The 659-nt window shown below is 38.9% G+C and carries 1 protein-coding gene; it reads right to left on the reverse strand.

Annotated elements, in window-relative coordinates; all coding sequences use genetic code 11:
- Positions 1 to 386, reverse strand: a 386-nt coding sequence (locus AC1DRF_RS31225) for a patatin-like phospholipase family protein (protein WP_477742727.1), incomplete at its 3' end; no start/stop codon positions are given.
- Positions 387 to 659 lie beyond the last annotated feature (273 nt).

Consider the following 659-nt stretch of genomic DNA (forward strand, 5'->3'; position numbering starts at 1 on the left):
CAACGGTTCAGCTCCGGTGAAAATAAGTGAAAGGCAGGCACAACAATTCGTTTTTTTAAGTCTCTAAGGCGAAGGTCTCGGGGGAAAAACGTTCGTATGGCTTTAATAAAACCAGAATAGGGTAGTTGTTGGTTAAAAACAGGTCCGCCCGGTCGGGAAACGCTGAACGCCGGTAAGATGTGATCTTTGAAAAACTGAAACGTCTCTTCTGGTGATCTTCCGCTTGCTAATGCGATAGCAGTAAATGAACCGATCGAATTTCCTGAAAAAACATCGGTTTCACTAATTAACTTGGGGTTTTGATAAGCCAATCTATTCAAAAGTTGTAAACTTAAAGCACCTAAAGTGCCGCCTCCATCAAAGGTCATGATCCGATATTTTGTCAAAGGTGATTTCTCCTTTCGAATCCCATCAGAGGTATTATTCTGTATATGTTTATTTGATGTGTTGGAAAGGTATGAGTATCTCTTTTGCCGCTCCTTTAGGAGCCAGGTTATGTAGATGARCATTCTTAGAAATAAATAAAGATTCCAACGAACCAAACCATCAGCTAAATCTTAGCCGATGGTTTTATTTGTGTAGATGTTGTTAATAGGGAACATTTCCTTGCTCAATTACAAAAATAAGAACAAGAAAGAGTATGAAAATGGAAATGAAGC

Source organism: Priestia sp. P5_B4, assembly GCF_056400385.1.